At 43.8% G+C, this 6,250-nt stretch carries 6 protein-coding genes; 4 read left to right on the plus strand and 2 right to left on the minus strand.

Annotated features, from left to right (window positions below):
* Positions 1-420 precede the first annotated feature (420 nt).
* The 3 genes from A3761_RS16925 (at position 421) to A3761_RS26320 (ending at position 1,902) form a co-directional block, all read left to right on the plus strand.
* Positions 421-768: a hypothetical protein gene (locus tag A3761_RS16925; RefSeq protein WP_068508599.1), complete on the plus strand. Its 348-nt coding sequence runs from the start codon at positions 421-423 to the stop codon at positions 766-768.
* A gap of 279 nt (positions 769-1,047) precedes the next feature.
* A complete protein-coding gene (locus A3761_RS16930) occupies positions 1,048-1,644 on the plus strand; it encodes a hypothetical protein (protein ID WP_068510218.1) in 597 nt (198 codons plus the stop codon).
* Between the two features lie 87 nt (positions 1,645-1,731).
* Positions 1,732-1,902, plus strand: coding sequence for a DUF6435 family protein (locus A3761_RS26320; RefSeq protein WP_156490163.1), 171 nt, complete (start codon positions 1,732-1,734; stop codon positions 1,900-1,902).
* A gap of 59 nt (positions 1,903-1,961) precedes the next feature.
* Here A3761_RS26320 and hemH read toward each other — a convergent pair whose 3' ends face one another.
* Together hemH and A3761_RS16940 are read right to left on the minus strand one after the other, a co-directional pair.
* Positions 1,962-3,044 (minus strand): ferrochelatase, encoded by a 1,083-nt coding sequence (gene hemH, locus A3761_RS16935; protein WP_068516530.1) that lies wholly within the window; start codon positions 3,042-3,044, stop codon positions 1,962-1,964.
* 135 nt (positions 3,045-3,179) lie between these two features.
* Positions 3,180-4,949, minus strand: coding sequence for an acyl-CoA dehydrogenase C-terminal domain-containing protein (locus tag A3761_RS16940; RefSeq protein WP_068516527.1), 1,770 nt, complete (start codon positions 4,947-4,949; stop codon positions 3,180-3,182).
* Positions 4,950-5,159: 210 nt separating this feature from the next.
* Between A3761_RS16940 and A3761_RS16945 the strand changes: the two genes are divergently transcribed.
* Positions 5,160-6,047, plus strand: a complete 888-nt coding sequence (locus tag A3761_RS16945) for a TIGR01777 family oxidoreductase (RefSeq protein ID WP_068552721.1) — start codon at positions 5,160-5,162, stop codon at positions 6,045-6,047.
* Positions 6,048-6,250 lie beyond the last annotated feature (203 nt).

Consider the following 6,250-nt stretch of genomic DNA (forward strand, 5'->3'; position numbering starts at 1 on the left):
GTTTAAGGGAAATACTAGCGTTTAATATAAGAGGCCAATATCTAATCAAAGTATTGAATTATTACTTTTAAAGTCATAATTAATTTGAAGGCTTATATGGATAGCTTTGGAAAGGGCTGTTTTATACTGATGAAATTTTAAAAATTAGTGAGTATATGAATTTGTTTTTTAGACGGAGTTTTCTGCTTACAATTTGTGTGACGTTGCTGGGGTTTGTTCCTCCCTTTTATGCATTTGCGGACTCAATCATAGTAAAAGCCAATCCTGGCTACTACCCAGTTACGTATAAAGAAGGAAACCACTGGTATGGTATGGACACGGAGGTGCTACAGGAAATCTTTGCTCGCGCCGATTTAAGCTACGATGTGGTCTTTAAACCTTTTAAAAGAAGTTTGATCGAAATGGAACGTGGAGAGATTCATGTTATTCCTAACCTTACTAAAAGTAATGTGCGTTCTAAATATGCATTGGCTAAGCCCAATCCGAACGACATGTATTGGTTTGGTTGTGAGAGATCAAGACGCATACCTTCCGATCAAAGCATTGGATGATCTAGTAAAGCTGGCGCAACAAAGGCAGCAAAAAGTAGGCTACCTCTCGGGCGCGAGTTATTCGGAGTACTTCGATGATCGCCTAAAAAATGAGGAGGCTTTGAATGCTATTCTCTACTTCCTACCGAGAAGTGAACAGTATCGTAAGATGCTGAAACTCGGTCGAATTGTTGGGTATTTCTACGATGACTACGAGTTTGAGATGCTTAGGTCCTAAAACGTATGGCCATGAATACCAAGGCTTGGCGTTGCTTTCTTATCGTGTTGAAGGCTCCTGTACGGGGGCTTATATTGGCATTTCAAAAGAATTGGACATGATTAGATATCAACAACTTAAGGGAGCGTTTCAGAGTATGAAAACTGACGGATCTTTTACTGCAATACAGCATAAGTGGTTAGGTACAAAGCCTGTTTACTTTGAATAGCTATACCTTAGGTAAAATTTTATAAGTAGTTAGTTTCCTATTAGTCATTAGTAGCAAGGGTATTTGGTAGTATGAACTCACCTCTAGAGGTCTTACGTGAGCAGCGCCAGGCAGCTATCGCGAAGCAAGACCCAAGCGCAAAATATTGTTCTTTCGCGACGCTAGAGGAACACTGCCCATCCCAAGTTAGAATGCGAACACTCGTTGTGCGAGAGATATCTACTGAGTCTTGCCTATTATTTGTAAACCGCTTAGCGCAGAAGAACTTATCAAACTTAGCAGCTAACAAAGCTGAAGCGCTATTTTTTTATCCTTCTCTTATGTGTCAGTTCAGAATGCGTGGGAGTTTATCGTTATTGTCTGCCTCTCAATTAGAACCCCATTGGCATCATAAACCTCACGCATCAAAGCTTTTAGATCACTACTATGCTCGTTACCAAAATCAGAGTTCTGAATTAAATGATCGAAAAACCTTGGAACAGGCTTTATTGGAGTTAAAGAAAATATATCCAAACTCTGATGAAGTGCCCTTTACAAAAGACGCTTTAGGTTTGCTTATTACTGCTGATTACTTAGAAATTTGGCAGGCTCATGATAGTGGTGTGCATGAACGGTCTCTATTCACCAAACATGGTTCTATATGGATAGAGCAGCTGTTGGTTCCCTGAATAATGGTCTTTTGCCGGATGATTGCAATCTATTTCCCTTATACAGACGTATTTAATAAGTACCCTCTATAAATAGGAAATAGCGCAATGATCAATCTATTTAAGCAACACACAATGAAACGCTTGATTAAGGAATATGAAAGAAAGCTGACCTACGCTTTCGAGGCTCAAAGAATGGGTGATATGAGAGAGTATGCCAAGCGAACCCAGGATGCTGATTTGGTATATCAGCAAATAAAGGATCGGCAGCAGTCTTAAACTTGTGAACGCATCAGTGAAAAGACCTTCAGGCGCCATGCTAGAAGGTCTGTTTAGTATTACTGGTGTAAAGGACATCCTTTAAACCTGCGTTCACGTGCCTGATAATCCTGAGCCTTGACCTCCCATCCTTGAAGGTTGCTGTCGATTATCGATTCTAGTAAATCAATATGGCTCCTATCTGAGTTTAACGCAGGGATATACTGATAACTTTGTCCGCCGGCTTCTAGAAAATAATCTCGATTTTCCACGGCAATTTCCTCAAGCGTTTCTAAACAGTCTGATGAAAAACCAGGGCAAAATACTTGAACAGATGAGACGCCTTTATCGGGGAGTGATTTCAAGGTGTGGTCGGTATACGGTTTAAGCCACTCAGCTTTACCAAAACGCGACTGAAAGCTTGTGATAACTTTATCCGCATCAATATCCAGCGCTTCAGTTAATAGTCGAGAAGTGACTTGGCAATGACAGTAGTATGGGTCACCTAACTCTAAGTATCGTTTGGGGACACCATGAAAAGATAGCATGAGCTTGTCAGCCTGGCCGTTCTCAGACCAAAACTGTTTTATTTTATCGGCCATTGCTTTGATATACAGCGGATGGTCGTGATAAGAATTTATAAAGCGGAGTTCAGGCACCCAGCGACGCGCTGTTAGTTCTGTAGAGATCGCGTCAAAGGTGGAACCGGCAGTCGCACCTGAGTATTGAGGATACAAGGGAAGGATCACTAAGCGTCGAGCACCTTCTTCTAGCATTGAATTCATTACCTTGTCGATGGAAGGGTTGCCGTAACGCATCGCAAACTTGGTAACAAGCTTGTCACCCCATTTGGTTTCTAGCCTCTTGCTTAAGGCTTTTGCCTGCTCTTGTGTGTGCGAAAGCAATGGTGAACCATGCTCCGTCCAAACCGAGGCATAGGCTTTAGCCGACTTTTTTGGACGTATGCGTAAAATAATGCCGTGTAAAATTATCAGCCAGATAAGTCGCGGAATTTCTACAACTCGAGGGTCAGACAGAAACTGTCTGAGGTAAACTCGTAAAGCTTGTGGTGTTGGTCCGTCGGGAGTACCTAAGTTGGTAATTAACACACCTATTTTATCTTCTTGAGTGTGAGTGAAATCGTCTAGTCCTTTAAATTTCATAATACCTGTTCCTGTCAGTAATGCTTGTATCAACAAGATTGATTGTTTGTCGCGCTATGGCAAGGATACTTGTCTAGAAAACTGCATCATGCACTTAATTAATTGTGCATGATGCAGGAGTGTGGCTTGAGGTGACTAAAACTCTTCGACTGAAAAGTCCATGATGCTACTCTTTCCAGATTTTATGTCTGAAAGCAATGCCTCCATTTCTGGTGCGTATAAGCGGAAGAAGTGTTCAGCAGCTTTACGCTTGCCTTCTAGGAACGCTGCTGGGTATTGTTTGGCTGTTTCTGCTTGCTGCGTTTGAGCGGCCATTCTGGCCCATAATACAGCTAAGGTGGTTAGTGCAAATGTTCGTAGTAGCGTCGATGCCACCGCGCCTGCCTGTTCCGGATCTTGGCTTGCGTTCTGGCCTAACCAACTCAGTGCAGACTGCAAGGTAGATAGAAAACCTTCACAGTGCTTCAAGTGACTCTCGTTTGATACGATAGAAAGTAACGAACGCATCTCATTGAAGTAAGTTAGGGGGAGTTTCCCGCCTTTCATGGTTAGCTTACGGCCGACTAGGTCCATCGCTTGAATTCCGTTGGTGCCTTCATAGATGCGGGCAATACGGCCATCGCGGAGCAGTTGCTCAACAGGCCAATCCTGTGTGAAGCCAGAGCCACCCATAGATTGGAGGCCCGCATCGACGCAAGCATATCCTTCATCGGTCAGAAATGATTTGACGATGGGCGTGAGTAATTGAAACAAATCATCGGAGCGTTCCCGCACATTTGAATCGGCGTGGTGGTGACTTAGGTCAAAGTGAAGGCCGGCCAAGCTGGCCATTGCTCTAGACCCTTCTATCAAAACCTTTTGCTTTAAAAGCATGCGGCGCACGTCAGGGTGAACAATAATCGGGTCTGCCTTGCCTGACTTGTTTTGAGGCCCAGACAGGGAGCGACTTTGTAAGCGCTCCTTGGCGAACCCCAATGATACTTGGTAAGCCGTTTCTGCCAGCCCCAAACCTTGGATACCTACCATGATACGGGCAGCATTCATCATGGTGAACATGCACTTAAGACCTTGGTTTGCTTCTCCCACTAGCCAGCCTTTGGCATTTTCAAAGTTCATTACGCAAGTCGCTGATGCTTTGATTCCCATTTTGTGCTCAAGGCCTCCACAAAATGCTGGATTGCGCGACCCGTCTTCAAGCACTTTTGGGACGACAAATAATGAGATACCTTTGCTGCCTTCTGGGCTGCCAGGTATTTTAGCCAGCACTAAATGGATGATATTGTCGACAAGATCATGCTCTCCGCCGGTAATCCAGATTTTTGTTCCACTGATAGCGTAGCTGCCATCAGGGTTCTCTTCAGCTTTTGTGGTGATTAGGCCCAAGTCGGTTCCGCACTGAGGCTCGGTCAAGCACATGGTGCCAGTCCAAATGCCTTGTATAAGCTTTGGTAGGTAGGTTTGCTTTTGTGCTTCTGTACCGTGCTGCTGGAGTAAGTCTATCGCACCATGAGATAAACCTGGGTACATGCCAAACGATAGGTTCGTTGAACAGACCATTTCATCAACAACGTTTTTTAGTAAGTGTGGTAAGCCTTGCCCGCCAAACTCAGGCGCAGACGACAAACCACTCCATCCACCTTGTTGGTAGTGTTCGTAGGCTGCTTTGAAGCCATTTGGAGTTTTCACTGTTTTAGTGTCTGGATCGAATTGGCACTCTTCTCTGTCACCAGATGTATTGATAGGCAGTAACACGCCCTCGGCCAGTTTAGCAGCTTCTTCTATAACTGCTCTTTGCATTTCTTCTGTGGCTTCGGTGAACGCAGGACTTTCGGCTAGTTGGCCGGAGTTTAAGACATCAAACAAGACGAAATTAATATTATCCAATGGTGCTTTGTAATGACTCACAGTTAACCTCTTTATAAGTTCTTTGGTTCGACTCAGAGCCGAACAGTTTCGCGACAGCGAATAAATGATATTCAAGAAGGTTTACGTCGTTAAAAACAAATTGGATCAATATGAAAGAAAACTCTGAAGTGGATCCAAATTACAAACTATTGCGTAAGTGGGTTAATAAGAGATTGAAACCGGAACTGCCGGATCGTTGGGGAGATTAGTATGAAATTATTAGTAACGGGTGGAACGGGCTTGATAGGTCGCCGATTTATCGAACGGTATACTCACCACGACTATACCGTTTTGACCAGAGATTTTCGAAGTGCGCAGAAAAAACTACCTCAACACGTTTCCTTAATTGACAGTTTGGAAAACTTTACAAACCTAGATGGGTTTGACGGCGTTATAAATCTAGCCGGTGAGCCTATTATCGACCGTCGTTGGACAGCACAACAGAAACTCAGAATATGTGAAAGCCGATGGGCAATAACTCAGGCCTTGGTTGATCTCATTAACAAGGGAGATAACCCTCCAAATGTTTTTTTATCTGGATCGGCTGTCGGTATATACGGTGATCAGGGCGATACGAAGCTAGATGAGGCCTTTGGGCTTGGGCCCTCAGACTTTGCTTCAGAACTGTGCTTTCATTGGGAGCAGTTAGCGCAGATGGCAAACAAAAGAACTCGCTGCGCTACCTTGAGAACGGGTATTGTCTTAGACGGTTCGGGCGGCGCGCTATCAAAAATGATTTTGCCATTTAAGTTGTGCCTTGGAGGGCCGCTGGGAAACGGAAAGCAGTACATGCCCTGGATTCATAATGTTGACGTAACCAGAGCGCTTGAGTATTTATTAGTAAATCAGACGACGCGTGGCGCGGTCAATTTAGTCGCACCTGGTGCCGTAAGAAATAAAGAGTTTTCTATCGCGCTTGCTCGTACATTAAAGAGAATTGCAGTACTTCCTGTTCCGGCATTTATCTTGAAAACCATACTCGGTGAATCATCTATTTTATTGCTTGGAAGTCAGAATGTAGTCCCAAAGAAGCTTCTAGAAAGTGGCTTTCAATTTCAGTATCCTCAGTTAAAGCAAGCCTTGGATGAGATACTTTGACTTTAAATCATGTCATTATGATCTAGTTTTGTGCTTGTCGCGTATACCTTGTAGAACTGTTAAAAATGCATGGCATGTAAGAGGGTGATGGGTATGAAAAAGCATAATGTTATTGTCTCCGACAAGGCTGCTTCTAGCGACGCTATGAAAAGCCGAGGTGAGAAGTCAATTCAAGTAGGTTTGAGTGCCTGTTTGGCGGGTCA

It is taken from the genome of Oleiphilus sp. HI0123 (assembly GCF_001635315.1).